Here is a 25,311-nt window from a genome sequence, read left to right on the forward strand (position 1 = left end):
TTTTGCTTATTCAAGGGATGCTCATGCTCGGAAGTCGGCACGTAGTACTGCGTTGCGCCAACTCGCTGTTGGTGGCCAGTGTTCTCACCTGGTCCACTGCGTCATTGGCGCTGGGGCTCGGTGACATCACCGTGCATTCAGCCCTCAATCAGCCGCTCAAGGCTGACATCGCCCTGGTGGATGTCGGGGGCGTCAGTGAAAGCGAACTGGCGGTCCGTCTGGCCTCGGCGGACGAGTTTGGCCGCGCCGGTATCGAGCGCGTGTTCTTCCTCAATGACCTCAAGTTCACCCCGATCCTGCGCGGCAATCGCAACATGATCCGGGTGACGTCCAGCAAACCGGTCAACGAACCCTTTCTGAATTTCCTCGTGCAGCTCGATCAGCCCAACGGCCACCTGCTGCGCGAATACACCGTGCTGATCGACCCGCCGGGCGCACCGGGAATTGTTCCGGCCACCGACGAGCCAACGGCGCGCGCGCAATCCTCGGAATTCCCGACCCCCGAGACTCCCACCGCAACTACGCCGGCCAAACCTGCTGCGCCGGTGCAGCCACCGGCTCCGGTCGCCGCCGCGCAGGCCGAACAACTGGCGGCGAGTCTTGTGCAGAACCAGCAACTGCAAAAAACCATCGATGCATTGAACGTGAAGCTTCAGGCGCAGGAAGTGCTGATCGCTGACGGCAAGAAACAGCTCGGTGATTTGCAGGCCCGTCTGATTGAAGTGCAACAGGCACCCCCAGTGACCTCAGCGCCCGTGGCACCTGTGCCGGCGCCGGTCATTGCCCCGGTCGAGGCTCAAGAGGATTCACTAAACTGGCCGCTGCTCGGCGGATTGTTGCTGGTACTGGGGTTGCTGGTGGCGGGGTTGTATGTGCGCCGGCAACGCCAGCAGGCGCAAGGGACTGCTGCGCCGTTGCCGTTCCTGCCGGTACGAAACGAACCCCCGGTCGACGACGCCGAACCGATGCGGCCGAGTGCCATTCACAGTGCTGTCGAGCATCGCGAGGAACACGCCAACGGCGATGTGCTGGAAGCGGTCGGCATTTATCTGGCTTACGGACGCTTGGGCGAGGCCGCCGGCCTGTTGCGCGATGCGTTGCAGCGGGAGCCGGAGCGCATCGACCTTGGCGTGCAGTTGCTTGAAGTGCTGGGGCGGCAGGGCGACACGCCGATCTATGACGAGCAGGAAAACCGCCTGCGCCAGCTCGGGGTCGAGGATCAGCGCTTGCAGGAGATTCGCGCCCGCTACCCGAAACTGGCCAGCGCCGCACCTCTGGCGGCAGCGGCTCCGGTGATTGCCGCGCTGCCGATCGAACCCGCGACGCCTGTGGAGCCGGAACCCGAAGACAATTTCGAACTGAACCTGGATCAGCTCTCGATGGCGTCGAGTTGGGATCTTGAGGAGACTCGCTCCACCACCGACGCACCTGAACAGGCGCCATCAACGCTCGGCTCCGATCTGCAGGTACTGCCACAGGATTTCGAATTGCCGGAAACCCTGCCCGACGATACCGAAACCGCCGAACTGGAATGGATCGTCGAACCGGAAACGCAGCCGCTGGATGAGGACTTTCTCAACGAGTTTGGCGATCCCGGTTCGTCGCTCTCGTTGGAACCACTGGAGCTGCATGCCCCGGAAGACGAACCCTCAAACGCCGCCAACGCCGGCAAACTCGAACAGGCCCAGACCTGCATCGACGACGGCGATATCGACAGCGCCATTGCCTTGCTCAACGAACTGCTCAAGGAAGCCGACGAACCCCTCAAGCAAACGGCGCGCACGCTGTTGGCGGGGATTCGCTGACCGCTGTCAGAAGGTCTGCCCGAGGTTCAGGTACACCGCCTGCTCATCCGCATCGTTCAGTCCATAGCTGAAGTTCAGCGGCCCCAGCGGCGTATCGAAGCCGATGAACACGCTGGCGGCGTTGATGTAGCCACTGTCGAACTCGTTGTCGTTGTTCCACGCCCGGCCGCGTTCCAGCGAGGCGCCGGCGTACAGCGGGAAGTCCAGCGGCAGGTACGAGCGCGGGGTGAGGCGGCGGTAATACACCGCACGCATCAGACTGACGTTCTGCCCGGAGATCGCGTCCTCGCGGAAACCGGACAGTTGCCGGGCACCGCCGAGCAGGAAACTGGAGGTCACCACGTTGGCATCGTCCAGCGTACGGCCGTAACGACCGCCCAGGATCAGCGTATCCGGGCCACTGCTCATGGCCTTGTCCAGTTTGAATTCCCACTGCCGGTAGCGCGTGTCGGAACCCAGGCTCGGCTCGAACTGCACCAGCGTCAGGCCGATGTCCTCGCCTTCGTGGGGGTAGTAGACGTTGTCCAGCGAGTCGAACGAGTACTTCAACGCATAGAACCCTTCGTTGAAGTTCTCGCTCGGCAGATCCTGATCGCCGATCCGCACATCCGCCTTGCCCCAAGCCTCGCCGACGCCGAAACGCACTTCGCCGCTGTTGCCGATCTGCCGGCCGACATTCAGGCCGAAGCCGTAGCGCTCGACGCGATACTGGGCGATCGGATCGTTGTCCAGCACCGAGTCGACGTTTTGTGCGGCGAACGACGCATAAGGCGCCACGAAGTAGCGAGAGCCCACGTCCAGCGGCTGGTAGAACTCGCTGTACAACTCTTGTTTATCGCCGATCTGCGCCCGGGTCAGCCATTCCGCGCCGAGTCGGTTGATGCCGTTCATGCGGTAACTGGCGCCGAGGTTGAAGGCGCTGTCGCCGCGCATGTCGTCCGACAGGCTGAGGCCGACCCGCAGGTAATCGGTGCCGGTGCGTTTGCCGCGCGCGCTGATCACCAGCGTGTGATCCGTGCCCTTGTGCACCACGCGGTAATGCACCTGCTCGAAATAATCGAGGCCGTACAGAGTGCCCATGTCGGTTTGCAGGTGGCCCAGGTCCAGCGGTTCGCCGATGTGCTGGCGGATGTAATAGCGGATCACGTCATCGCCGACTTTAGAGTCGTTCTCGACCTTGATCGCGGTGATGATCGGCGTGCGTTGGCCCGGCGCGCGGGCAGCGTTGAGTTCGGCGTCCTGCGACTGCACCGGTTTGAGGCGGGCAAGGCGTACGTCCAGGGCCTGGGTCGCTCGGTAGCCGGCGTCGATCATCTCCTGGCCTCGGCCGAAATCGGTGGAACCGAAACTGGCCAGCGGCGGCTGGATCAGCACGTCATTGGGATGCAGGGTCGCCAGTTGCTCTTCGGAGTTGCGTCGGGTCATCAGGGTGATCGACTGGTTCAGCACATCGACCACGGTCACCAGTTGCTTGCGGTTGCGCAGTGGGGTGCCGATGTCGACCACGATGGCCACGTCGACGCCCATTTCCCGCGCCACATCGAGGGGAATGTTGTCGGTCATGCCACCATCCACCAACAATCTGCCGTCGAGTTCGACCGGGGCGAACACTGCCGGGATCGACATGCTGGCGCGGATCACCTGGGGCAGATGGCCCTTGCGGAACACCACTTTTTCGCCGTTGGCGATGTCGGTGGTCACGGCGCGGAACGGTATTGGCAGCTTGTCGAAATCCCGGGTGTCGCTGGTATGGGCCAACAGGCTTTCGAGCAGCAGCGCGAGGTTCTGGCCTTGAATCACGCCCAAGGGCAGGCCGAGGCTGCCGTCGTCGCGAAAGCTCAACTTCTGTTTCACCAGAAAATCGCGGTCGTCCTGCTTGCGCCGGAACGGTACGTCTTTGCGGGGCGGGGCGTCGGACAATGCCTGCTGCCAGTCGATGGTCAGGGCGAGTTTTTCCAGCTCGTCAATCTTGTAACCCGAGGCGTACAGCCCGCCGACCACCGCGCCCATGCTGGTGCCGGCAATCGCATCGATCTTGATGCCTTGCTCTTCCAGGGCCTTGAGCACACCGATGTGCGCCAGGCCACGGGCCGCGCCACCGGACAGCACCAGTCCGACTTTCGGGCGTGTGGTCTCACTGGCATGGACGCTGACACCAGCGAACAGGGGGAGGAAACCAAGCAGCAGGCAGATCAGAAGACGACGCATCGTGATTCTCGGGGCGAGCGATAAAGCCGGCTATTATAGCGGCGCCCTCTGGCTCAGGAGTTTCAGCAATCATGACCGTCACAAAACCGGAAATCGTCATCACTTATTGCACGCAATGCCAGTGGCTGTTGCGTGCCGCGTGGCTGGCACAAGAGCTGCTCAGCACCTTCGGCGATGACCTCGGCAAAGTGTCACTGGTGCCGGGCACCGGCGGGATATTTCACATTACCTGCAACGACGTACAGATCTGGGAACGCAAGGCCGACGGCGGCTTCCCCGAGGCCAAGGTGCTCAAGCAGCGGGTGCGCGACCGGATCGACCCTGACCGCGACCTCGGCCACAACGACCGTACTCAGTGAGAGGCGGCTTCGGCCGCGACGGTTTTCTTGTCGCTGCTGCCTGACATCCGGCTCGACACCACGATCGCGACGATGATCAGCGCGCCGCCGATCAGCATGCGCAGGGTCGGATCTTCATCGAACAGCAGCCAGGCCACGGTAATCCCGTACACCGGCTCCATGGCGAACACCACCGCGGCGGTGCGCGCCTTGATTACCGCGAGGCTGGCAACGAACAAACTGTGGGCGACGCCAGTGCAGAACACCCCGAGCAAACCGATCCACAACCAGTCGATGGCGCGCACGTCGCTCAGTTGCGGCGCTGCCACCGGCAGCAGACACAACGCCACCACCACGTTCTGACACAACGCTGCCTGCACCGCCGGGATGCGCCCGGAGCTGGCGCGGTTGGTCAGGGACAACAGGGAAAACAGCAGGCCGGACAGGATCGCCCAGAGCAGGCCCGTGGTCGCGCCGCTGGCCAGATCGAACGCCGGGGTCACCAGCACCAGCCCGACACTCACCAGCACCACCAGCACGATTTCATTGATGCGGATGCGTTCGCGGAAAATCAGCCCTTCTAGGATCACCGTGAAGGCCGGGAAACTGGCGAAACCCAGGGTCGCAATGGCGACGCCCGCGACCTTGACCGCAATGAAGAAACTCACCCAATGCCCGGCCAGCAGCACACCGCTCAGGGCCAGTCGTCGCCAGTCGACGGCCTGCAGTTTCTGCCAGCCGCCCTGTTGGGCGAAGCGGGCGAAAAACGCCAGGGCCAGCACGGCAAACGCGGCGCGCCCGAACACGATGACGGCGGGCGTTGCGGCGGCGAGTTTGCCGAAGACGCCGGTCAGGCCGAACATCAGTGCGCCGATATGCAGGGCGCCGAGGGCGGTACGGGGAGTCATTGCAGTCCTTTTTCCAAACACCATTACAGGCACACATTGAAGCGTGTCACGGCGCAAAAGTCTGTCGGCAGGCTATCGACTTTTGTCGTCAGCCTCGCGTCGCAATTGTGTAGGAGACGTACCGAACTCACGCAGGACGGCAGCCGAGAACGCGCTTTGCGAGTTGTAGCCGACCCGGCTGGCCACTTCACCGACGGGCAGTGTTGTGTTGCGCAACAGCGCCACGGCTTTGTGCAGCCGGCGACTGCGAATGTAGTCCATCGGTGTCTGCCCGCATTCGGCGACGAACCGCGCATGCAGCCGGGCGCTGGACAATCCGGCGACACGTGCCAGATCCGCGACTTGCAACGGATAGGCCGCGTACTGCTCGATGTGCGCATCGAGTGCCGCGTAGGGCAGGCGGCGCGCGACGATCTCGGCGGGTGGCACGTGGTTCAGGCTCGCCAGCAGCAACACCGCGCCTTGTTGCGCAATCAGCGGATCGTTCACCGGACTGTTCGCCAGCCAGTTGACCAATTGACCTTGCCCGGCATCCAGCGACAACCGCGCGGCGTTGCCCAGCAGACGGCGACTGGCATCGGCGTGATTGCCCAGCGAGCGCGCCAGCCATTGCTCGTCGGGCACATCCAGCACCAGACAGCGACTGCCCTTGGGACTGCCGCACGCGTGATGCGCGCCGGCGGGAATCACCACGAAGCTCTGCTGCAATACCTGACTGCCACGCCCTTCGACTTCGAAATCCAGCGCGCCGGACAGGCCGAACACCAGTTGCGCGTGGTCGTGGCTGTGGGCGATCAGGTCGTGGCTGTAATGGCGCAGGGTCAGGATCGGTTGCATGGCGGTCTCCGGGCGAGCCGCCAGTCTACACCGGCGCAGGGGCGACGCGTTTGTCACACGACTGACGCACAGCTGTCATGGTCGATTAACCGGGCGCGCGCACAGTGGCGAAAACATCGCAGAGGGTTGCCCATGACCAGCGCCGAGCTCGCCAGACCCAGCCGTAAACAACGGGTTCGCACCCTGTGGATCTCCGACGTGCACCTGGGCACGCGGGATTGCCAGGCCGAGCATCTGTCGCAATTTCTCAAGGGCTATCACGCCGACAAGATCTATCTGGTCGGTGACATCATCGACGGCTGGAAACTGCGCGGCGGCATGTATTGGCCCCAGGCCCACACCAACGTGATTCGCCGTTTGCTGACCATGAGCAAGCGTGGCACCGAGGTGATCTACGTCACCGGCAACCACGACGAATTCCTGCGCCGCTATTCGAAACTGATTCTGGGCAACATCCAGCTGGTCGACGAAGCCGTCCACGTCACCGCCGATGGCCGGCATCTGCTGGTGATTCACGGTGACCAGTTCGACGTGATCACCCGTTACCACCGCTGGCTCGCGTTCCTCGGCGATTCGGCCTACGAGTTCACCCTGACCCTCAACCGCTGGCTCAATCACTGGCGGGCGAAATACGGTTACGGCTACTGGTCGCTGTCGGCCTATCTCAAGCACAAGGTGAAGACCGCGGTCAGCTTCATCAGCGACTTCGAAGAAGCCATCGCCCACGAATGCGTGAAGCGCGAGTTGCACGGGGTGGTCTGCGGACACATTCACCACGCCGAGATCCGCAAGGTCGGCGAGGTGGATTACCTCAATTGTGGCGATTGGGTGGAGTCGTGCACGGCGCTGATCGAGCACTGGGACGGCACGATCGAGTTGTATCGCCTGGCCGATGCGCAGGCGCGAGAGGCCGAGTTGAAAGCGGCGAAGGTTGCCGAGCTGGCTTAGAAAAGATGTGTGTCGGTTTTGCTGGCCTCATCGTCGGATCGCCGCCCGGAGCAAGTCCGCTCCCACAGTGGTCGAAGGTGTACGTAGCCTTTGTGTACACCCCAAAAACCTGTGGGAGCTGGCTTGCCAGCGATGAGGCCGGTGCAGACAACATCAGGCCTAGGCGTGCTCTTCCATCGCCGCTTTGTAGATCGAGTTTTTCGGCTGGGCGAACAACCTTTCCATCATCGGCTCGAAGAAGCTCAGCGGCAGGGTGTCGTACTCGGGGTCGAACGCCGCTGCGTCGTATTTGGCGCAGAACTCTGCGGTCGCCAGAAACTGCGGGTGGTCGCTGAACTGCTCGCGCAGGTGCCGATCCATGCCCAGGTGATGGAAGAAGTAGTAGCCCTGGAAAATCCCGTGCTTTTCCACCATCCACAGGTTTTCGGCACTGACGAACGGCTTGAGAATGGCCGCGGCAATGTCCGGGTGATTGTAGGAACCGAGGGTGTCGCCGATGTCGTGGAGCAGGGCGCAGACCACGTATTCCTCGTCGCGCCCGTCGCGAAAGGCGCGGGTCGCGGTTTGCAGCGAGTGGGTCAGGCGATCCACCGGGAAACCGCCGAAATCGCCTTCGAGCAGTTTCAGGTGCGCCATGATCCGGCCCGGCAACTGACGGGCATAGGCGCTGAAATCCGCCGCAATGATCGCCCAGTCTTCCTGCGTGCCGTCCTTCATGTGGGTGAAACGGGCATTGGCATTCATCGGCAATCCTCTTGGTCGGAATTTCTAGAACGGCACGCGGCCCAGGATCATGTCGCGGTACATGACGAAGTCGCCGAGCAGGCTGTAGAACGGGTGCTGGAAGGTGGCCGGGCGGTTTTTCTCGAAAAAGAAATGGCCGACCCAGGCAAAGCTGTAGCCCGCCAGCGGCAACGCAAGTAAAAGCAGCCAGGCGCCCTTGGCGATGGTCAGGGCGAGGATGAAGATCACCAGCGTCGTGCCGATGAAATGCAGGCGACGGCAGGTGCTGTTGCTGTGCTCGCTGAGGTAATACGGATAGAACTCGGCGAAGCTGTTGAAAGGCTTGAGGGTTTCCACGACTGCGATCTCTGTGGCTATTGTTCTGATTGCAAGTTGTTCGGCGGGTAGCTTATTTGAGTCTAGAGTGATCATTGGCGTCGGCCAGTGACAATCGGCGCCACTTTACTATCCTTGGGAAATCGGCCGTAGTATGCGGCTTACCATGTCATCCAAGAAAAAACGCCATGAGCGAAAGAACGACTTCTGCAAGCTGGGCGATGGGGATTGTCAAAGCACTGGAAATGGACGGCCTGGATTGTCGGGTTCTGTTCAGACAGCTGGGGCTCGACTACGCGGCGCTGGAGGATCCGGACGCACGCTTCCCACAGGATTCCATGACCCGACTCTGGCAACGGGCGGTCGAGCTGTCCGGGAATCCGGCGATCGGCCTGAACATGGGCAAGGTGGTGCGGCCGGCTTCGTTCCATGTCGCGGGCTACGCGCTGATGTCCAGCAATACCCTGGCGGAAGGTTTTCAGCGTCTGGTGCGTTATCAGCGGATCATCGCCGAAAGTGCCGACCTGAGTTTTCGCCTGCTCGACGAGGGTTATGCGCTGATCCTGACGGTGCACGGCGATCACCTGCCGCCGACCCGCCAGAGTGCCGAAGCCTCGCTGGCCTGCGCGCTGGCACTGTGCGGCTGGCTGACCGGGCGCACGCTGCACCCACGCAAAGTGCTGGTGCAGGGTGACGAGCCGGATGATCTTGAACCCTACAAACAGGCCTTCCATGCACCGCTGGTGTTCAACGCACCGTATGACGCGCTGATCTTCGAACGGGCCGACATGGAGGCGCCGCTGCCCACGGCCAACGAGGCGATGGCGCTGCTGCACGACCGGTTCGCCGGGGAGTATCTGGCGCGTTTTTCCGAAAGCCGCGTGACCCACAAGGCGCGTCAGGTGTTGTGCCGCCTGCTGCCGCAGGGCGAACCCAAGCGCGATACGGTGGCGCAGACCCTGCATCTGTCGCAGCGAACCTTGCAGCGACGCTTGCAGGAGGAGGGCACCAGTTTTCAGCAGTTGCTCGATGACACCCGCCGCGAACTCGCCGAGCAATACCTGGCGCAACCGAGCATGACCTTGCTGGAGATTGCCTATCTGTTGGGGTTTGCCGATCCGAGCAATTTCTTCCGCGCCTTCCGTCGCTGGTTCGACACCACGCCCGGCGATTACCGGGCGCGGTTGCTGGAGGCGCCGAAGGCGATCAGTGACGCCAGAACGCCGGAATACACAGTACAAACACCGTAATGATCTCCAGTCGGCCGAGCAGCATGCCGAACGACAGAATCCACTTGGCCGCATCCGGCAGGCTGGCGAAGTTGCCGGCCGGGCCGATGGTCTCGCCCAGGCCCGGGCCGACGCCGGACACGGTGCTGGCGGCGCCGGTCAACGCGGTCATCCAGTCCACGCCCAGCAGCGATAGCAGCAGGGCGATCACGCAGATGGTGATCGCGAAGAAGAACGAAAAGGTCAGAATCGAACGAACGATTTCCTCGTCGAGGCGATGACCGTTGTACTTCTGCTTGATCACCGCTCGTGGGTGAATCAATTGGTTAAGGTTGGCCTTGAGCAGGATGTAGGCGACCTGGAAACGGAAGATCTTGATCCCGCCCGCCGTCGAACCGGAACAGCCACCGACGAAGCCCAGATAGAAGAACAGCATCAGCGAGAAATTGCCCCACAGGCTGTAGTCCCCCAATGCAAATCCTGTGGTAGTGACCACCGACGTCACGTTCAGCGCCACGTGGCGCAGCGCGTCCAGCCAGTGCAGGTTGGTGGTCCACCAGTACCAGGTGCCGAGCACCAGCCAGGTCGCCAGCAACATGCCGAGCAAACCCTGCACCTGTTGATCCTTGATCAGCGCCCGGCGGTTGCCGCGCAGCGTCGCCACGTACAGGGTGAACGGCAGGCTGCCGAGAATCATCACCACCACGGCCACCCAGTGCACCGCCGGTTGCGTCCACTTGGCCAGGGACTGGTCGGAGGTCGAGAACCCGCCGGTGGAAATCGCTGACATCGCGTGGTTGATCGCATCGAACGGGCTCATCCCGGCCCACCAGAACGCCAGGCTGCCGAGAATCGTGATGCCGACGTAGGCTGCCACGATCAGCCGCGCCACCATGTGCGAGCGGGGCATGACCTTTTCCGAGCGGTCCGAGGATTCGGTCTGGAACAGCCGCATGCCACCGATGCGCAGCAGCGGCAGGATTGCCACCGCCATGCCGATGAAGCCGATACCGCCGATCCAGTGCAGCAGCGAGCGCCACATCAGGATGCCGGGGGACATGTCGTCCAGATGGTTGAGCACGGTCGACCCGGTGGCCGTGATGCCGGACATGCTTTCGAAGAACGAGTCGGTGTAGCTGATGTGCTGGGTCAGCAAAAACGGCAGCGCGGCGAAAATGCACACCACCAGCCAGCTGCTGACGGTCAGCAGGTACATGTCCCGGGGGCGCAGGTGAATGTGTTCCGGGCGGCCGGGAATGACCAGCGCGAGGCCGGCGACGAAGGTGATCATGCTCGCCCAGAGGAACGACGGCAGATCGCCGGTGCGCTCGAAAATCACCAGGGTGGCCATGGGCACGACCATGGCGACGGCCAGGGTGATCAGGAAGATGCCGATGATGAAACCAATGATCCGTAAGGTCGGCAACGCCATGAAGTCCGCTCGGGCTGATGTGGGAAGGGCGCCATTCTACCTGCGGTGCAAGGCATGTAAACCGACGCGTCTGGATCACTTGCAGCTAGAATAGCCGGACATTTTTTTCAGGAGGTGGCCGATGCAGGCTCTCGACGCTTTGCTCAACCGTGTTTCCGTTCCACGACTGATCGATCCGGCCCCCACTGCCGCACAGCGCGAAGTGCTGTTCGCCGCCGCGACCCGCGCACCGGATCACGGCCATTTGCAGCCGTATCGCTTCCTGACCGTCGAAGGCGCGGCGCGTGAGCAGATGGGCGAGTTGCTGGCCGAAGCTGCACAGATGCAGGAAGGCGAAGTCACCGAAGCGATGATTGACAAGGCACGCAACGGCCCGCTGCGGGCGCCGCTGGTGGTCGTGGTCATCGCCAAGTTGCAGGATCACGTCAAATACCCGAAGGCCGAGCAATTGCTGGCAGCGGGCTGTGCGGCGCACGGGATTCTGCTGGCGGCTTACGCGCAGGGGATTGGCGCGGTGTGGCGCACCGGTGATCTGGCTTATTCGAAACATGTCGCCAAAGGCCTGGGCCTGACGGATGACGAAGAGGTGATTGCGTTCCTGTACCTAGGCACGCCGCAGAAAGAACCGCGGGTGGCCGAGAAGGTTGATCTGGCGGAGTTTGTTAGCGCTTGGTCGGGTAAGGCTTAAAGGGCGTTAAAAGCTATAAAAGCGCCCTCACCCTAACCCTCCCGAAACGTCGGACCGCCCGGAGGGAGAGGGGACTGATTGGGGGATGCTTCAGAGGTTCACCGACCTGAAAGAACTTGGCCGAATCCGGAATTGACGCGGTTCAGGGGCTTTGGCAGATCCATAATCGACTCGTTTTTTCAGGTTGATGTATGACGCAAGACACCTCGGTCGGCTCCCTCTCCCTCCGCGAGAGGGCTGGGCGGGCGGCGTTCCGATGAGGGGGGCTTTTCAGGGTTGCACCACAATCCCAGGCTCCAGCGGTAACTCAAGACTGGCCACAAATCCGCCCTGCGGGTGATTGGCGAGCACCAACGTCCCGCCATGCCGCTCCGCCGCCCGCCGGGCAATCGCCAGTCCCAGGCCATGGCCCGCAGCGGTCTGCCCCGGCGCCCGATAAAACGGTTCGCCCAACTGGCTCAGGTGCTCGGCCTGCACCCCCGGCCCGTGGTCACGCACGCTGACCACGATCCGCTCGCCCTGACGTGACGCCTGCATTTCAATCGACTGCCCGACCGGGTTGAAGCGTTGGGCATTGCGCAGCAGGTTGTCCACGGCGCGTTCGATCATGGTCGGCCAGCCTGTCAGCCTGAGCGCCGGCTCGGCCTCCAGACGCACGGTCTGCTCTGGCGAACCCAATTGAGCGTCTTTTTGCAGGGTGGCGAGCAGGGCATTCAAATCCACCTCTTCGGCGCTGGCGTTGTCGGCATCGACTCGCGCCAGCACCAGAATTTCACTGATCAGCGCTTCCAGCCGGTCACACTCGCGGGTCAGGCGCGGCCAGAGTTTTTCCCGTTCTTCGGGGCTTGCACGTTCGGCCAAAGCCAGGGCGATGCGCAGTCGGGCCAGCGGTGAGCGCAACTCGTGGGACACGTCGCGCAACAGTTGGCGCTGGCTGCCGATCAGGCTTTGCAGGCGTGCGCCCATGCGGTTGAAGTCATTGGCCAGCACGCCGAATTCATCACGACGGTTGGCCAGTTGCGCCAGGCTGTTCTGCTGATAGGTGGTCTGCCCGAGGTCGTGCACCGCGCCGCGCAAACGGCTGAGCGGGCGGGTGATGGAAAAGGTCACCAACAGGCTGAACAGGGTCAGCACCACCAGCGCGATACCCAGCGCACTCAACGGCCAGAGCAGGCTTTCGCGGTGCCAGGCGTCGAGTTCCGGGTGCGGGATGCGGTAGATGAAGAGGTAGGTGTCGCCGCTTTTGTCGCTGGTGAATTCGTCGGTCAGTCGGCGCCAGGGCAGGCGTCGGTCATCGTTGTTCTGCCGCGCCTCGAAGGCGGCCGCACGCCGGGGGAAGGTGCCGCGCACCACCGGGTCGCCGCTTTCATTCAGCACTTGCACGTCGATGTGGTACTGGCGTTTGCGCTGTTCGAGGATGTCCTGGGCGGCTTCTTCGCCCTGGGCTTCGTAGGTCTGCGTCCATTCGGCAGCTAGGGTGTTGAGGCCCGGATGGCGGCTGAGGATCCACGCATCCTGATTGAGCATGTGCCCCAGCAGAATGGAAAGCCCTGCAACCAGAGCGATGGCCAGCCAGAAGCTGGCGAGAATACGCCAGAACAATGAACGCACAGAAAATCCTCAAACAAAGAAAACCCAACGGCGGTGAGCCGTTGGGTCAGGGCGTGACGCTAGAACATTATTGCGCCTTTTGCGGCTGTTGCGCTTTCCAGGCTTTGAACTCGGCCCATTCGGCGCGGCGTTCGGCCTGTTTCTTCTGGATCTCGTCGAATTTCTTCTGTTGATCCGGTTTCAACACGGCGCGAACATCAGACTCGGCTTTCTTGTGGTTGGCCGCCATCTCGTCCTTCATGGCTTTCTGGTCGGCTGGCGAGAGTTTCTCCAGGTATTTTTCGACCGTCTGCTTACGCTCGTGCATTTGCTCGCCCATGATCTTGCGAATTTGCTCGCGCTGTTCGCGGGACAAGTCGAGCTGGCTGTACGGGCCTTTGCCGTGCATGCCGTGCATCTGACCGCCATGGCGCGGGCCGTCCAGCGGGCCACCCATCGGGCCGCCATCCTGTGGCATGGCCATGGCGACGGTCGGCAGGGCAGCGGCGAACATCAGAGCGATAAGAGTCTTGCGCATGGTGAATCTCCTTTGTCTCGTTCCCGGTACGTTCCGGATGAGTACAGATTACGGAGATCAAGGTCAGCGGCGGTCAGCGCTGTGTAAAGCTTGGGTAAACACGCTTTCGCGCCGACCTGACAAAACTGACAGACGATCAGAGGCTGTAGTAGTAGCCACGGCTGCGCAGGGCGACGATACGCGGGCGGCCGTCGGGGTGCGGGCCGATCTTTTTGCGCAGGTTGCTGACGTGCATGTCCAGGCTGCGGTCGTACAGGGTCAGCTTGCGGCCGAGGGCGATCTGCGCCAGTTCCTGTTTGTCCAGCGGCTCGCCCGGTTGCTTGAGCAGGGCCTCGAGCAGACGGCTTTCGGAGACGGTGAGGGTGAATTCCCTTTCGTCGATGCTGACCACGCCGCGCACCGGGCTGAAGCTCAGGTCGCCCAGCTCCAGCTGGGTCGACACGGCAGCCGGGTGGCTGCGGCGCAGCACGGCGCGCAGGCGGGCGGTCAGTTCGCGTGGATCGCAAGGTTTGGCCAGGTAATCGTCGGCGCCCAGTTCCAGGCCGAGAATCCGGTCCAGCGGCTCGCCCCGGGCCGAAAGCATCAGCACCGGCAGATCGGCATGATCGCTGCGCAGTTGCTTGAGCAGTTCCAGGCCGCTGCCGTCGGGCAGCATCACGTCCAGCACCACGGCCGCCGGCGCGGTTTCGGCCAGCGCCTTGCGGGCACTCTGGCCATCGTGACAGGCCCGGACCTGAAAGCCTTCCTGGCTCAGCCAGCTACTCAGGAGTTCACACAACTCCTGGTCATCATCAATCAGTAACAGCTCGCTCATGACTCACTCAATTTAGCCATTGCCGACGTTTTCGGCTTGCTCCACTGGCAAAGATACCGCAGAGCAGCGCCAATAGCGCTACCCCGGCCCCGGTGACGAACCATTGCTGCTGTTCGGTCAGCAGGCGCGGCAGCGGGCTGGCCTGGGCTTCCTTGAGTTGCAGCTTCAGGCGCTGGTTCTCCTGGCGCAACCGGGCGAGCTGGGCGCTTTCGCGGGTGTTGTCGGCATTTTGCAGTTGTTTGCTCAGTTCTTCCCGTTGCTGCTCGCTGGCCTTCAGGCGCTGCTGCAACTCGGTGATCTGGCTGCCGGCGCTCAATGAAAGCGGCGTGGAGCTGTTGCCTTCGGTGCTTTCTTCACCATGGGCGGGCGCCATGATCGACAACGTGACCAACATCAGACACAACGGACCCTTGCGCATCGCGACTCCTGTTTCCAAATGGATATTGGGCAGGTTGTCGGCCGGCAAACGAGAATAATGAGCGATTGAGAACGCGATGAACCGACAAGGTTCATCGCGCTGAGGGCTTTTGCGGGGGAGGTTACGGCAGGACTTGCTTGAACGGCTTGACGATCACGTTGGCGTAGACGCCGGCGGCGACGTACGGGTCGGCATCGGCCCAGGCTTGCGCCGCGCTCAGGGAGTCGAATTCGGCGACGATCAGGCTGCCGCTGAAACCTGCTGCGCCCGGATCATTGCTGTCGACCGCCGGGTGCGGGCCGGCCAGCACGATGCGGCCTTCGCCCTTGAGCACTTGCAGGCGTTCAAGGTGTGCCGGGCGCGCAGCGAGGCGGGCGTCCAGGGAATTGGCGACGTCGGTGGCAATGATGGCGTAGAGCATGTCAGTCCTCGGTTTTTGGCGTTGTGGTATCGGCGTCGTGCAGGTGACGGGACAGGTAGATGCCCTGACCGACCAGGAACAGCACGGTCATGCCCAGGCTGCCGAACACCTTGAAGTCCACCCAGATGCTCTGGAAGGTGAAGGCGACGAACAGGTTGGCGGCTCCGCAGAACAGGAAAAAGGCGATCCAGGCGATGTTAAGGCGGGTCCAGACCGGATCCGGCAGGGTCAGCGCGTGGCCCATGATGCGCTTGATCAGCAGGCGGTCACCGATGAAGTGGCTGCCGATGAAGGCCAGGGCGAACAGCCAGTTGACCACCGGGGCTTTCCATTTCAGGAAGGTTTCGCTGTGAAAGGCCAGGGTCAGGCTGCCGAACACCAGGCAGGCGATCAGGGTCAGCCACTGGCTCTTCTCCAGCTTGCGCTGCTTGATGAAAAGCGCGCCGTACACCACCAGGGAGCTGATGATCAGCATGGCGGTGGCACTGTAAATGCCGCCTACCGTCAGTTCATGGCCGGCAACGTCGACGGTGCGTGGATCGAGTTTGTAGACGATGAAGAACAGCAGAAGCGGGATGAAATCGATGAATTGTTTCACAGTGAGAGCCAGAAGCTGGATGTGGCGGCATAATAACAAACATATGGGCGCGCGATAGCGCCAGCTGATTTGAGGTAACACATCCCCGTGAATGTTGATTTGCACTGCCACAGCACGGCCTCCGATGGCGCCCTGGCGCCTGCGGCACTGGTTGCGCGTGCGTTCGAGAACGGCGTGCGAGTCCTGGCCCTGACCGATCACGACACCCTCGAAGGCCTCGCCGAAGCGCGCACGGCCGCCGAGGGGCTGGGCATGCAACTGGTCAACGGCGTCGAATTGTCCTGCACCTGGGGCGGGGCGACCATTCACGTGCTCGGATATGGTTTCGACGTCAACGCCGCGCCGTTGGTCGAGGCGATTGCGAAGTTGCACGACGGCCGCTGGCTGCGGTCTGAAGAAATAAGCCGCAAGCTCGCCCTCAAGGGCATGCCGAATGCGCTCGACGGCGCGCGGCAGATCCAGCAGGAATTGGGCGACAGCGGCAACGCGCCGGCCCGCCCGCATTTCGCCGACTGGATGGTGCGTGAAGGTTTTGTAAAGGATCGCGCCGAGGCGTTTCGTAAATGGCTCGGCGCCGGCAAGCTGGGGGACGTCAAGCAGCATTGGCCGACCCTGGAAGACACCGTCGGCACGTTGCGCGCCGCCGGCGCCTGGGTCAGCCTGGCGCATCCGTGGCACTACGATTTCACCCGCAGCAAGCGCCGAAAGCTGATTGCCGACTATATTCAAGCGGGCGGGCATGCGATCGAAGTGGTCAACGGTCATCAGCCTGCGGAACAGGTGGGCAGCCTTGCCATCCTTGCCCGTGAGTTCGGTCTGCTGGTCAGCGCCGGCAGTGATTTCCATGGCCCTGGTGGCTGGTCCGAGATCGGCCAGTACCGGCCGGTGCCGGAGGACCTTCCACCCCTGTGGGGTCGGTTCAAACATGACCCAGTTATTGCCGCCGTCTGAACAGGTAGAGAATGTGAGTCAATTTTTCCAGATTCATCCGGAAAACCCGCAAGCGCGCCTGATCAAACAGGCGGTCGAGATCATCCGCAAGGGCGGAGTGGTGGTCTATCCCACGGACTCTTCCTACGCAATCGGCTGCCAGATCGGCGACAAGAACGGCATCGAGCGCGTTCGACGCCTGCGTCAGCTCGACGAGAAACACAACTTCGCACTGATCTGCAGCGACCTGTCGCAACTGGGCAATTACGCCAAGATCGACACCGGGACGTTTCGAATCCTCAAAGCCCACCTGCCGGGGCCGTACACCTTCATTCTTAACGCCACCCGCGAAGTACCGCGCCTGTTGCTGCATCCGAAGAAGCGCACCATCGGTCTGCGGGTGCCGAGCCATCCGATCGCGCTGGCGCTGCTGGCCGAACTGGGCGAGCCGTTGATGAGCGTGACCCTGATCATGCCGGGCGATGAAGACCCGTTGAGCGACCCGTACGAAATGCGCCAGTTGCTCGAGCATCAGGTGGATCTGATCATCGACGGCGGTTCCGGCGGCATCAAGGCCTCCACCGTGATCGACCTCACGGGCGACGATCCGGAAGTGATCCGCGTCGGTTGCGGCGATCCTGCTCCATTCATGGTCGAGGCCTGAATGTCTGCAGTGGAAACCGTTGATCCCCAGGCCGGTGCCCAGCAGGAACTGCCGTTTGCCATGGTCTATGGCCAGGCCGTTACGGAAATGCCGCTGGACCTGTACATCCCGCCGGATGCGCTGGAAGTCTTCCTCGAAGCCTTCGAAGGCCCGCTCGACCTGCTGCTGTACCTGATCCGCAAACAGAACATCAACATCCTCGACATCCCGGTGGCGGAAATCACCCGCCAGTACATGGGCTATGTCGAGCTGATGCAGTCGGTGCGCCTGGAACTGGCCGCCGAGTACCTGGTGATGGCCGCGATGCTGGCCGAGATCAAGTCGCGGATGCTGCTGCCCCGGGCCGAAACCGTCGAGGACGAAGAGGACGACCCGCGCGCCGAACTGATCCGTCGCCTGCAGGAGTACGAACGGTTCAAGGCTGCCGCCGAAGGCATCGATGGCCTGAGCCGGGTCGGTCGCGACGTGATCGTGCCCAAGCTCGACGCCCCGGAAGCCCGCGCGCGCAAGCTGTTGCCGGACGTGGCGCTGGAAGAAATCCTGATGTCCATGGCCGAAGTGCTGCGCCGCGGCGACATGTTCGAAAGCCATCAGGTCAGCCGCGAGGCACTGTCCACCCGCGAGCGCATGAGCGACGTGCTGGAGCGGCTCAAGGGCGGCGGGTTTGTGCCGTTCATCGAGCTGTTCACCGCCGAAGAGGGCAAGCTCGGGGTGGTGGTGACCTTCATGGCCATCCTTGAACTGGTCAAGGAATCCCTGATCGAGCTGGTGCAGAATGAGCCGTTCGCCGCGATCCACGTGCGAGCCCGAGCCGAATAACGAGTCCCGATATGAACCTGACTGAACCCCGCGAGCTGGCGTCCCTGCTTGAAGCCTTTCTGTTGGCCTCGGGAAAGCCGCAATCCCTCGAGCGTTTGTATGAACTGTTTGAAGAGGGCGAGCGCCCGGAACCGCCGGTTTTCAAGAAAGCCCTGACCCTGCTTGGCAAGTCCTGCGAGGGCCGGGCGTTCGAGCTCAAGGAAGTCGCGTCCGGCTATCGCCTGCAAATCCGTGAAAAGTTCGCACCGTGGGTCGGTCGCTTGTGGGAGGAGCGTCCGCAGCGCTATTCCCGCGCACTGCTGGAAACCATGGCGCTGATCGCCTACCGCCAGCCGATCACTCGGGGCGAAATCGAGGACGTGCGGGGCGTGGCGGTCAACACCAACATCGTCAAGACGCTGATCGAGCGCGAGTGGATTCGCATCGTCGGTTACCGCGACGTGCCGGGCAAACCGGCGATGTTCGCCACCACCAAGGCGTTTCTCGACCACTTCAACCTGAAGAACCTCGACGATCTGCCGCCGCTGGCCGAATTGCGCGAGATCGAGGCGGAACCGGTGCTCGACCTCGACGACGCTCCGGTGCCACCGGGCTTGCAGGAACTGGCCGACGCCAGCGCCGAGCCGGAAGAACCGAAGGAGGAAACCAGTTTCCACACCCTGCTGCTGGAACTGGACAGCATGGAGGAGGGGATCAAGACCGACTTCGACGACTTGCTGCGTGACGGGGTGGGCGGCGAATCGCTGCCGACCGGGGTTGAGTCCGATCCGGTCGAGCCGTCGGTTGAGGGTGAGCCAGAACCTGAATTTGAGCCTGAATTTGAGCATGAGCCTGAATTCGAGCCCGAACCCGAGCAGGAAGACGATGTGCTCGGCGTGGCCGAAGCCCGGGAAAAACTGCTGGCTGCCGTCGCCCGGCTTGAACAGCCCGCCCCGGAACCCGCCGCCGAGGAAGAGCTGAGCGAAGAGGAAGCCGAAGCTCGCGCCCTGGCCGAAGCCATTGAAGCCGAACGCCGCGAGTTCGAGGACTGAGCATGAGCTCGACCAAAGACCCGTGCATCAGCGTCTGCAAGTTCAGCGACGACATCTGCCTCGGTTGCGGCCGCAGCAAGCGCGAGATCCGGGCCTGGAAGAAACTCGACAAGGACGACAAGCGCACCGTACTGGCCGAAGCCGCGCTGCGTCTGATCAAGCTCGGGGCCACCGGTCGGCGGAAAAAGAAATAACCTTGGCCTGATCGACTAGTCTCTGATGCGCGCGCGGCCACATCCGCGTATGATTCGCGACCCTTCGGCGATCCCTTCGCCCGAAAACCCAGATTTCAACGCTTCAGCGGCTCATTCAGCGCCGCTGAACAGACCACACCGGGAGGTGCCCAGATGAGTGACATCAATCAGAAAGACGACCAGGAAATCGGCCCAGCAGGCGAAAAGCTGCAGAAAGTCCTCGCCCGTATCGGCGTCGGCTCGCGCCGCGACGTCGAATCCTGGATCGCTGCCGGCCGGATCAAGGTCAATGGCAAAGACGCCACCTTGGGCCTGCGTGTCGACATGCACGACGCCATCACCATTGATGGCAAGGTCATCAAGCGTGAAGAAGCTGCCGAGTCGGTTCGCCGCGTGATCATGTACAACAAGCCCGATGGCGAGATCTGCACCCGTGACGACCCGGAAGGCCGTCCGACCGTGTTCGACAAGCTGCCGCGTCCGAAAGAAGGCCGCTGGATCAACATCGGTCGTCTCGACATCAACACCACCGGTCTGCTGATGTTCACCACCGACGGTGAACTGGCCAACCGCCTGATGCACCCGTCCTACGAGATGGACCGTGAATACGCGGTGCGTGTGCGCGGCGAAGTCGATGACGAGATGATCGAACGCCTGAAGGCCGGCGTGGTGCTGGAAGACGGCCCGGCGCGGTTCACCGACATCCAACAGGCACCGGGCGGCGAAGGCTTCAACCACTGGTATCACTGTGTGGTGATGGAAGGCCGCAACCGTGAAGTGCGTCGCCTGTGGGAATCCCAGGGCCTGGTGGTCAGCCGCCTGAAGCGCGTGCGTTTCGGTCCGGTGTTCCTCAACTCCGACCTGCCGATGGGCCGCTGGCGCGAAATGAGCCAGTACGAAGTCGACGTGCTGAGCGCCGAAGTCGGCCTGACCCCGGTGGCCATGCCGCAACTGAACGCCAAGAGCAAAGACAAGCTTGACCGCATGCAGCGAAAATCGTCGCGTCCGATGGCCCGTACCGAGCGCGTGCGCACCCTGCGTCCGGCCAACGGTGCGCCGATTGGCGCCGGTCCGCGTCCGGTTCGGGAGCCTCAGATCGAAGGCGAGCGTCCAGGTCGCAAACCGGCAGCGCGTCCGGATGGCGAGCGCGGTCCACGCACGCCGCGTCCGGCCAATGGCCGTACCGAGCGTGGTGAAGGTCGCGGTACGCCGGTGGCGGATCGTCCAGTCGACACCAAGCGTCCGTCCAAGCCATCGCCGAAGCGTCCAGGCATCAAGCTGGCTGATGATGACAAGCCGTCGGGCAAGCGCCGTGGCGCACCGGCCGGTTCCGGCCAGCGTCCGGGTTTCGGTCGCAAGAAGCCGGAATAACGCGGTTGTAAGCTTCGAGCGGCAAGCTTCAAGCTGAAAACAGAAAACGCCAACCTCAGGGTTGGCGTTTTTTTTTGGACTTTTTATTTCTTTTTTCGGGCGTGTTTTTCTTGTTTTTAAACAAAAAACTTAACGCCTTTCAAATAGTTAGCCAGCTAACGTCAATCACCGGACACCTCTTCGATGGGTCTGGAGTGGAAACTTTACGTTACGCGCTGTCAGTAGATATTTACGAAAAAGACCTCGCCGTCCCATGAATCGGGTGGCTTTGACTGGCTGTAAGGAAAATCTGCCGCAGCCACGCCCGCCGGGCCTTGCGCAGCCCTCTGGCGTGCTTGTTTCAGCGTCGTTTGGAAGGTGAGATGCGCGGCATGCCTGTCGTGCAGGTGCATAACAAGAAGGAGGCGCAATGAACGCCGTAATCCATTTTCACTTCTCCACGTGGGGCGGATTGTCCATCGTCCACGCCGATGGCCTGCAAAGGCCTGACTCAATTTTTGCAGCCGCCCGGGCTTCCCGGGGTGGACACATGCAATCCCGGCAACCGACACGCTGATCCGGCGAGGTCTGGCAGCAGGGGGTTAGCGGTGTACAATGCGCCGCGTTTTAACTGTGACCCTCTGCGTAATCGCGCAAACCTCAAGGTTTATCCGCCTTGTTCACTCCGCCGCGTCACAAGCGTGTCGGGTTCGATTTCGTCACAGATAAAAACAAACAGGTGACGCATGACCGTTGTAAAAAAGCTGAATTCCTGGTGCCTGCGCTGGGGTTTGATCAAGGTTGGCTGAAATCGCAACCTTGCAGCAACGTCTACTGAACATCATCAAACCTTGCGTGAGACCTTTTTCATGAGTGGACAAAACTCGCAATCAGGCGAGCTGAAACGCGGCCTGAAAAATCGCCATATTCAACTGATCGCCCTCGGTGGCGCGATCGGTACCGGACTGTTCCTCGGCTCGGCCGGGGTGCTGAAATCCGCCGGCCCGTCGATGATCCTCGGCTATGCCATCTGCGGCTTCATCGCCTTCATGATCATGCGCCAGCTCGGCGAAATGATCGTCGAAGAGCCGGTGGCCGGCTCCTTCAGCCACTTTGCGCACAAATACTGGGGCGGTTTCGCCGGTTTCCTGTCGGGCTGGAACTGCTGGATCCTGTACATCCTGGTGGGCATGTCGGAGCTGACCGCGGTCGGCAAATACATCCACTACTGGGCGCCGGAGATCCCGAGCTGGGTCACCGCTGCCGCGTTCTTCGTGCTGATCAATGCGATCAACCTGGCCAACGTCAAAGTCTTCGGTGAAGCCGAATTCTGGTTCGCGATCATCAAGGTCGTGGCAATCGTCGGCATGATCGCCCTGGGCAGCTACTTGCTGGTCAGCGGCCATGGCGGCCCGCAAGCCTCGGTCAGCAACCTGTGGTCCCATGGTGGCTTCTTCCCGAACGGCGTCAGCGGTCTGGTGATGGCCATGGCGATCATCATGTTTTCCTTCGGCGGTCTGGAAATGCTCGGTTTCACCGCAGCCGAAGCCGACAAGCCGAAAACCGTGATCCCGAAAGCGATCAACCAGGTGATCTACCGGATCCTGATTTTCTACATCGGTGCACTGGTGATCCTGCTGTCGCTGACCCCATGGGACAGCCTGCTGGAAACCCTCAACGCTTCGGGCGATTCCTACAGCGGCAGCCCGTTCGTGCAGGTGTTCTCGATGCTTGGCAGCAACACCGCCGCGCACATCCTCAACTTCGTGGTTCTGACCGCGGCATTGTCGGTGTACAACAGCGGCACCTATTGCAACAGCCGCATGCTGCTGGGCATGGCCGAGCAGGGCGACGCGCCGAAAGCGCTGGCGAAGATCGACAAGCGCGGCGTACCGGTGCGTTCGATCCTGGCGTCGGCGGCGGTGACTCTGGTGGCCGTGCTGCTCAACTACCTGATCCCGCAACATGCGCTGGAACTGCTGATGTCGCTGGTGGTTGCAACGCTGGTGATCAACTGGGCGATGATCAGCTTCTCGCACTTCAAGTTCCGCCAGCACATGAACAAGACCCACCAGAAGCCGCTGTTCAAGGCGCTGTGGTACCCGTACGGCAACTACATCTGCCTGGCGTTCGTGCTGTTCATCCTCGGCGTGATGCTGCTGATCCCGGGCATTCAGATCTCGGTGTACGCGATTCCGGTGTGGGTCGTGTTCATGTGGGTCTGCTACGTGATCAAGAACAAGCGTGGTGCGCAACAGGCACTGCACGCAGCGAGCGCAGCCAAGTAAGCGTCGTTGCAAAAACACCAAACCCGGCCAAGTGCCGGGTTTTTTGTACTTTCGCGGTATCCTGCGGGTTCTGATCAGGGACGCTTTTCCATGCTGGTGATTTCCAACAATGTGCATCTGCCGGATGCCGAGATCGAACTGACGTACATCCGCGCCCAGGGCGCCGGTGGGCAGAACGTCAACAAGGTCTCCAGCGCCGTGCACCTGCGCTTCGACATTCCGGCCTCGTCCTTGCCCGAGTTCTACAAGGAGCGGCTGCTGGCGCTGCGCGACAGTCGCATCACCGGCGACGGCGTGCTGATCATCAAGGCCCAGCAGTACCGCACGCAGGAACAGAACCGCGCCGATGCGCTGGAGCGTCTGACCGAGTTGATCCTCAGTGCCACCAAGGTTGAGAAGAAGCGGCGGCCGACCAAGCCGACGCTGGGTTCCAAGAAGCGTCGGCTCGAATCGAAGACCAAGCGCGGCAGCATCAAGGCCGGGCGCGGCAAGGTGGATTTCTAGTCTTCGCGGTACTTCGCCGTGTGGCGGTAGAGATAGACGCTCAGTGCCAGGCCGCTCAGCGCGGCGAGGGCGGCGAACAGGAAGATCGAGGCAAATCCGAAGCCCGCTGCAATCGCCCCTGCCAGCGGCCCGGTGATGCCCAGCGACAAGTCAATGAACAACGAATAAGCCCCGACCGCCGCGCCACGGCTGGAGGCCGGCACCAGATTCACGGCTTCCACGCCCAGCGCCGGGAACACCAGCGAGAAACCGAAACCGCTCAATGCCGCGCCGGCCAGTGCCCAGTGCGCGTCCGGCGCCAGCCACAACAACAGCAGGCCCAAGGTTTCCACTGACAGGCAGGCAATCGCCACTCGAAAGCCGCCGAGGCGGTTGATCAGGTTGCCGAACAGCAGGCGTGCGCCGATGAAGCTGGCGCCGAACAGGCTGAGGCACAGCACCGCGTTATCCCAATGCTGCGTGGCGTAATACAGGGTGATGAAGGTGGCGATGGTGCCGAAACCGATCGAGCCCAAGGCCAGTCCACAGCCGTGCGGGAAGACGCGACCGAGAACGTGCATGAACGGCAGGCGCTCGCCGGCCACGATCGGCGCGGCGGTTTTCGGCCAGGCCAGCAGCAGCCCCAGCGTGGCGAGCAGCAGAATGCTCACACCCATGCTCCACAGACCGAAACGGCTGACCAGCCACACCCCCAGCGGCGCACCGACCGCCAGCGCGCCGTAACTGGCGATGCCGTTCCACGAGATGACCTTGGCGGTGTTGGCGGCACCGACGCGGCCGATGCCCCAGCCGATCGATCCCGAGCCGACAAGACTTTCCGCGCTGCCCAGCACCAGGCGGCCGACGAACAGGCTGATCAGGCTCAGCAGCGGCAGGTTGGGCGTCCACGCCGAAATCAGCATGAACACACCGCTCAAACCACAACCGGCCAGACCGATCATCACCGCACGTTTGCTGCCCTGGTTGTCGATGATCTTGCCAGCATACGGGCGGCTGAGCAGGGTGGCGAGGTATTGCACGCTGATCACCAGCCCGGCGATGACCGCGCCGAAGCCCAGGTCGCTGTGCACATAACCTGGCAGCACCGCCAGCGGAATGCCGATGTTCAGGTAGCCGATGAAGGTGAACAGGACGATGGAAACGACTTGCAGCGTGACCGCCAGGGGGCGCTGGGGTTCTGGCATAGAGGACGACATGAATTACGATCCACGGGAAGAGCAGAATAGATAGGCTGCTCATGATACCGATGCGGACGCGTCCGGGGCGGGGAAAAGTAAAACTATTTGGCCGGGGCGACCAATTGCGTGGTGACCAGGGCGGCCAGCGCGTTTTCTTCGCTGCCGAAACGGGCGAGCAGGGCGGCCTGTTTCTCGGGCGAGAGACGGCTCCAGATCTCGATCATCTTCTCGGTGGCACCGATCAGGGTCTCGGCCTGTTGTTCATCGAATTCTTTGGACATGGCAACTCAGGTTTCAGGCAGTGTGGAAAGCGCATGTTAGCGCTTTCCACACGGTCTGTACGGCGGGTGTTGCTTACTCTTCGCTGTCGGCCGGACGGCTCTCGGCGGCTTCTTTCGGCTCGGGCTGTTGGGCACCGGCTTGTTGCGTGGTCGTCTGCTCAGTTTCGTGCAGGCTTGGGAAGGGGAGATTCGGAATCTCGTGCATGGTTGCGCTCCTCGCTAAGTCTGTTGATAGATCTGG

Annotated in this window: 28 protein-coding genes; 13 read left to right on the forward strand and 15 right to left on the reverse strand. The window is 62.2% G+C overall.

Annotated features, from left to right (window positions below; all coding sequences use genetic code 11):
• Nucleotides 1–23 precede the first annotated feature (23 nt).
• Nucleotides 24–1,805 carry a motility hub landmark protein FimV gene (locus L6D74_RS14555; RefSeq protein ID WP_236189625.1) on the forward strand — a complete coding sequence of 594 codons (1,782 nt, stop codon included), beginning with the start codon at nt 24–26 and terminating at the stop codon, nt 1,803–1,805.
• Nucleotides 1,806–1,811: 6 nt separating this feature from the next.
• Here L6D74_RS14555 and L6D74_RS14560 read toward each other — a convergent pair whose 3' ends face one another.
• Complete coding sequence (locus tag L6D74_RS14560; protein WP_236189627.1) at nt 1,812–4,013, reverse strand: patatin-like phospholipase family protein; 2,202 nt, start codon at nt 4,011–4,013, stop codon at nt 1,812–1,814.
• Nucleotides 4,014–4,084: 71 nt separating this feature from the next.
• Between L6D74_RS14560 and L6D74_RS14565 the strand changes: the two genes are divergently transcribed.
• Entirely contained in the window at nt 4,085–4,372 is a 288-nt protein-coding gene (locus L6D74_RS14565) for an Rdx family protein (RefSeq protein ID WP_039765482.1), read from the forward strand.
• Here L6D74_RS14565 and L6D74_RS14570 read toward each other — a convergent pair.
• Both L6D74_RS14570 and L6D74_RS14575 read right to left on the reverse strand, forming a co-directional pair.
• Nucleotides 4,366–5,259, reverse strand: a complete 894-nt coding sequence (locus tag L6D74_RS14570; protein WP_236189629.1) for a DMT family transporter — start codon at nt 5,257–5,259, stop codon at nt 4,366–4,368. The two genes, L6D74_RS14565 and L6D74_RS14570, sit on opposite strands and share 7 nt — an antisense overlap.
• Before the next feature lie 72 nt (nt 5,260–5,331).
• Nucleotides 5,332–6,096, reverse strand: coding sequence for an AraC family transcriptional regulator (locus L6D74_RS14575; protein WP_236189631.1), 765 nt, complete (start codon nt 6,094–6,096; stop codon nt 5,332–5,334).
• A 132-nt stretch (nt 6,097–6,228) separates the two neighbouring features.
• Here L6D74_RS14575 and L6D74_RS14580 point away from each other — a divergent pair, with 132 nt between their 5' ends.
• Nucleotides 6,229–7,044: a UDP-2,3-diacylglucosamine diphosphatase gene (locus L6D74_RS14580; RefSeq protein ID WP_007958385.1), complete on the forward strand. Its 816-nt coding sequence runs from the start codon at nt 6,229–6,231 to the stop codon at nt 7,042–7,044.
• Between the two features lie 159 nt (nt 7,045–7,203).
• Here L6D74_RS14580 and L6D74_RS14585 read toward each other — a convergent pair whose 3' ends face one another.
• Both L6D74_RS14585 and L6D74_RS14590 read right to left on the reverse strand, forming a co-directional pair.
• A complete protein-coding gene (locus L6D74_RS14585; protein WP_085648550.1) occupies nt 7,204–7,788 on the reverse strand; it encodes an HD domain-containing protein in 585 nt (194 codons plus the stop codon).
• Nucleotides 7,789–7,812: 24 nt separating this feature from the next.
• Nucleotides 7,813–8,124, reverse strand: coding sequence for an Mpo1-like protein (locus tag L6D74_RS14590; protein ID WP_041475173.1), 312 nt, complete (start codon nt 8,122–8,124; stop codon nt 7,813–7,815).
• Between the two features lie 167 nt (nt 8,125–8,291).
• Here L6D74_RS14590 and L6D74_RS14595 point away from each other — a divergent pair, with 167 nt between their 5' ends.
• Nucleotides 8,292–9,353: an AraC family transcriptional regulator gene (locus L6D74_RS14595; protein ID WP_011332998.1), complete on the forward strand. Its 1,062-nt coding sequence runs from the start codon at nt 8,292–8,294 to the stop codon at nt 9,351–9,353.
• On the opposite strand, the gene L6D74_RS14600 is transcribed toward L6D74_RS14595, so the two are convergent.
• Nucleotides 9,310–10,764, reverse strand: a complete 1,455-nt coding sequence (locus L6D74_RS14600) for a TrkH family potassium uptake protein (RefSeq protein ID WP_039765494.1) — start codon at nt 10,762–10,764, stop codon at nt 9,310–9,312. The two genes, L6D74_RS14595 and L6D74_RS14600, sit on opposite strands and share 44 nt — an antisense overlap.
• Nucleotides 10,765–10,885: 121 nt before the next feature.
• On the opposite strand from L6D74_RS14600, the gene L6D74_RS14605 reads away from it, so the two are divergent.
• Complete coding sequence (locus tag L6D74_RS14605; protein WP_134334345.1) at nt 10,886–11,452, forward strand: nitroreductase family protein; 567 nt, start codon at nt 10,886–10,888, stop codon at nt 11,450–11,452.
• Between the two features lie 270 nt (nt 11,453–11,722).
• On the opposite strand, the gene L6D74_RS14610 is transcribed toward L6D74_RS14605, so the two are convergent.
• The 6 genes from L6D74_RS14610 to L6D74_RS14635 all read right to left on the reverse strand — a co-directional run bounded on the left by L6D74_RS14610 (nt 11,723) and on the right by L6D74_RS14635 (nt 15,831).
• Nucleotides 11,723–13,063 (reverse strand): sensor histidine kinase, encoded by a 1,341-nt coding sequence (locus L6D74_RS14610; protein WP_236189633.1) that lies wholly within the window; start codon nt 13,061–13,063, stop codon nt 11,723–11,725.
• A gap of 67 nt (nt 13,064–13,130) precedes the next feature.
• A complete protein-coding gene (locus L6D74_RS14615; protein WP_007958371.1) occupies nt 13,131–13,580 on the reverse strand; it encodes a Spy/CpxP family protein refolding chaperone in 450 nt (149 codons plus the stop codon).
• Between the two features lie 136 nt (nt 13,581–13,716).
• A complete protein-coding gene (locus L6D74_RS14620; protein WP_236189635.1) occupies nt 13,717–14,394 on the reverse strand; it encodes a response regulator transcription factor in 678 nt (225 codons plus the stop codon).
• Nucleotides 14,395–14,401: 7 nt separating this feature from the next.
• A complete protein-coding gene (locus L6D74_RS14625) occupies nt 14,402–14,812 on the reverse strand; it encodes an SH3 domain-containing protein (protein WP_039765500.1) in 411 nt (136 codons plus the stop codon).
• A gap of 121 nt (nt 14,813–14,933) precedes the next feature.
• The gene (locus L6D74_RS14630; RefSeq protein ID WP_064594279.1) at nt 14,934–15,233 is read right to left on the reverse strand and encodes a YciI family protein; all 300 of its coding nucleotides are present in this window, start codon (nt 15,231–15,233) and stop codon (nt 14,934–14,936) included.
• A 1-nt stretch (nt 15,234) separates the two neighbouring features.
• Complete coding sequence (locus tag L6D74_RS14635; RefSeq protein ID WP_011333003.1) at nt 15,235–15,831, reverse strand: septation protein A; 597 nt, start codon at nt 15,829–15,831, stop codon at nt 15,235–15,237.
• Nucleotides 15,832–15,918: 87 nt separating this feature from the next.
• On the opposite strand from L6D74_RS14635, the gene L6D74_RS14640 reads away from it, so the two are divergent.
• The 8 genes from L6D74_RS14640 (at nt 15,919) to arfB (ending at nt 23,611) form a co-directional block, all read left to right on the forward strand.
• Nucleotides 15,919–16,782, forward strand: coding sequence for a PHP domain-containing protein (locus L6D74_RS14640; RefSeq protein ID WP_064594281.1), 864 nt, complete (start codon nt 15,919–15,921; stop codon nt 16,780–16,782).
• A gap of 13 nt (nt 16,783–16,795) precedes the next feature.
• Complete coding sequence (locus L6D74_RS14645) at nt 16,796–17,425, forward strand: L-threonylcarbamoyladenylate synthase (RefSeq protein WP_102686021.1); 630 nt, start codon at nt 16,796–16,798, stop codon at nt 17,423–17,425.
• Between the two features lie 120 nt (nt 17,426–17,545).
• A complete protein-coding gene (locus tag L6D74_RS14650; protein ID WP_170928268.1) occupies nt 17,546–18,244 on the forward strand; it encodes a segregation and condensation protein A in 699 nt (232 codons plus the stop codon).
• Nucleotides 18,245–18,255: 11 nt separating this feature from the next.
• Complete coding sequence (scpB, locus tag L6D74_RS14655; RefSeq protein ID WP_236189637.1) at nt 18,256–19,275, forward strand: SMC-Scp complex subunit ScpB; 1,020 nt, start codon at nt 18,256–18,258, stop codon at nt 19,273–19,275.
• 2 nt (nt 19,276–19,277) lie between these two features.
• The gene (locus L6D74_RS14660) at nt 19,278–19,469 is read left to right on the forward strand and encodes a DUF1289 domain-containing protein (protein WP_007958358.1); all 192 of its coding nucleotides are present in this window, start codon (nt 19,278–19,280) and stop codon (nt 19,467–19,469) included.
• A gap of 153 nt (nt 19,470–19,622) precedes the next feature.
• Complete coding sequence (rluB, locus tag L6D74_RS14665) at nt 19,623–20,840, forward strand: 23S rRNA pseudouridine(2605) synthase RluB (protein ID WP_007958356.1); 1,218 nt, start codon at nt 19,623–19,625, stop codon at nt 20,838–20,840.
• Between the two features lie 848 nt (nt 20,841–21,688).
• Nucleotides 21,689–23,107: an amino acid permease gene (locus L6D74_RS14670; RefSeq protein ID WP_064378594.1), complete on the forward strand. Its 1,419-nt coding sequence runs from the start codon at nt 21,689–21,691 to the stop codon at nt 23,105–23,107.
• 90 nt (nt 23,108–23,197) lie between these two features.
• Nucleotides 23,198–23,611, forward strand: a complete 414-nt coding sequence (gene arfB, locus L6D74_RS14675; protein WP_011333010.1) for an alternative ribosome rescue aminoacyl-tRNA hydrolase ArfB — start codon at nt 23,198–23,200, stop codon at nt 23,609–23,611.
• Here arfB and L6D74_RS14680 read toward each other — a convergent pair.
• From L6D74_RS14680 to L6D74_RS29990, 3 genes are all read right to left on the reverse strand, one after another.
• Nucleotides 23,608–24,795, reverse strand: a complete 1,188-nt coding sequence (locus tag L6D74_RS14680) for an MFS transporter (RefSeq protein WP_172829517.1) — start codon at nt 24,793–24,795, stop codon at nt 23,608–23,610. The two genes, arfB and L6D74_RS14680, sit on opposite strands and share 4 nt — an antisense overlap.
• A gap of 95 nt (nt 24,796–24,890) precedes the next feature.
• On the reverse strand, nt 24,891–25,070 hold the full coding sequence (locus L6D74_RS14685; protein ID WP_011333012.1) for a hypothetical protein: 180 nt from the start codon (nt 25,068–25,070) through the stop codon (nt 24,891–24,893).
• A 73-nt stretch (nt 25,071–25,143) separates the two neighbouring features.
• Nucleotides 25,144–25,275, reverse strand: a complete 132-nt coding sequence (locus L6D74_RS29990; protein ID WP_007958347.1) for a hypothetical protein — start codon at nt 25,273–25,275, stop codon at nt 25,144–25,146.
• Between the last annotated feature and the right edge of the window lie 36 nt (nt 25,276–25,311).

This window comes from Pseudomonas pharyngis, assembly GCF_021602345.1.
In the GTDB taxonomy this organism is placed as follows: domain Bacteria; phylum Pseudomonadota; class Gammaproteobacteria; order Pseudomonadales; family Pseudomonadaceae; genus Aquipseudomonas; species Aquipseudomonas pharyngis.

Coding starts and splice junctions, on each gene's coding strand:
- L6D74_RS14580 (WP_007958385.1), top strand. CDS start 6,229: ATGACCAGCGCCGAGCTCGCCAGACCCAGCCGTAAACAACGGGTTCGC.
- L6D74_RS14555 (WP_236189625.1), top strand. CDS start 24: ATGCTCGGAAGTCGGCACGTAGTACTGCGTTGCGCCAACTCGCTGTTG.
- arfB (WP_011333010.1), top strand. CDS start 23,198: ATGCTGGTGATTTCCAACAATGTGCATCTGCCGGATGCCGAGATCGAA.
- scpB (WP_236189637.1), top strand. CDS start 18,256: ATGAACCTGACTGAACCCCGCGAGCTGGCGTCCCTGCTTGAAGCCTTT.
- L6D74_RS14660 (WP_007958358.1), top strand. CDS start 19,278: ATGAGCTCGACCAAAGACCCGTGCATCAGCGTCTGCAAGTTCAGCGAC.
- L6D74_RS14585 (WP_085648550.1), bottom strand. CDS start 7,788: ATGAATGCCAATGCCCGTTTCACCCACATGAAGGACGGCACGCAGGAA.
- L6D74_RS14630 (WP_064594279.1), bottom strand. CDS start 15,233: ATGCTCTACGCCATCATTGCCACCGACGTCGCCAATTCCCTGGACGCC.
- rluB (WP_007958356.1), top strand. CDS start 19,623: ATGAGTGACATCAATCAGAAAGACGACCAGGAAATCGGCCCAGCAGGC.
- L6D74_RS14565 (WP_039765482.1), top strand. CDS start 4,085: ATGACCGTCACAAAACCGGAAATCGTCATCACTTATTGCACGCAATGC.
- L6D74_RS14615 (WP_007958371.1), bottom strand. CDS start 13,580: ATGCGCAAGACTCTTATCGCTCTGATGTTCGCCGCTGCCCTGCCGACC.
- L6D74_RS14605 (WP_134334345.1), top strand. CDS start 10,886: ATGCAGGCTCTCGACGCTTTGCTCAACCGTGTTTCCGTTCCACGACTG.
- L6D74_RS29990 (WP_007958347.1), bottom strand. CDS start 25,275: ATGCACGAGATTCCGAATCTCCCCTTCCCAAGCCTGCACGAAACTGAG.
- L6D74_RS14560 (WP_236189627.1), bottom strand. CDS start 4,013: ATGCGTCGTCTTCTGATCTGCCTGCTGCTTGGTTTCCTCCCCCTGTTC.
- L6D74_RS14595 (WP_011332998.1), top strand. CDS start 8,292: ATGAGCGAAAGAACGACTTCTGCAAGCTGGGCGATGGGGATTGTCAAA.
- L6D74_RS14625 (WP_039765500.1), bottom strand. CDS start 14,812: ATGCGCAAGGGTCCGTTGTGTCTGATGTTGGTCACGTTGTCGATCATG.
- L6D74_RS14600 (WP_039765494.1), bottom strand. CDS start 10,764: ATGGCGTTGCCGACCTTACGGATCATTGGTTTCATCATCGGCATCTTC.
- L6D74_RS14570 (WP_236189629.1), bottom strand. CDS start 5,259: ATGACTCCCCGTACCGCCCTCGGCGCCCTGCATATCGGCGCACTGATG.
- L6D74_RS14575 (WP_236189631.1), bottom strand. CDS start 6,096: ATGCAACCGATCCTGACCCTGCGCCATTACAGCCACGACCTGATCGCC.
- L6D74_RS14685 (WP_011333012.1), bottom strand. CDS start 25,070: ATGTCCAAAGAATTCGATGAACAACAGGCCGAGACCCTGATCGGTGCC.
- L6D74_RS14620 (WP_236189635.1), bottom strand. CDS start 14,394: ATGAGCGAGCTGTTACTGATTGATGATGACCAGGAGTTGTGTGAACTC.
- L6D74_RS14670 (WP_064378594.1), top strand. CDS start 21,689: ATGAGTGGACAAAACTCGCAATCAGGCGAGCTGAAACGCGGCCTGAAA.
- L6D74_RS14680 (WP_172829517.1), bottom strand. CDS start 24,795: ATGCCAGAACCCCAGCGCCCCCTGGCGGTCACGCTGCAAGTCGTTTCC.